The following is a 237-nucleotide window of genomic DNA, read 5'->3' as shown; positions in this document are numbered from 1 at the left end:
CGCGCACCGGGCGATTGTCCTTGTCGACGACGCGCACGGCGATCAGCGGGCGGGTCAGGCCGTCCGCGACCAGCCGGCTCTTGGCGGCATCTAACGTCGCACGGACGCCGGCGCCGGCATAATGCACGGTGCGCTCCAGCGTGGTCACGGTCTTGCCCCCGGCGTCGAGGACGCGGGCGGTCAGCAGGTTGTTGCCTGCATGCAGTGGCACGCCCGTCCACTTGGACACCGCGACAC

At 70.9% G+C, this 237-nt stretch carries 1 protein-coding gene; it reads right to left on the bottom strand.

Going from position 1 to position 237, the window contains the following annotated elements; translation table 11 throughout:
* Window positions 1–237: hypothetical protein (locus tag AC0IYH_RS33875; protein ID WP_471838851.1), on the bottom strand; the 237-nt coding region annotated here is incomplete at both ends.

This window comes from Pseudomonas sp. AC463 (assembly GCF_979253585.1).
The sequence above is the reverse complement of the archived record's forward strand: the minus strand, read 5'-3'. Positions and strand labels throughout refer to the sequence as shown.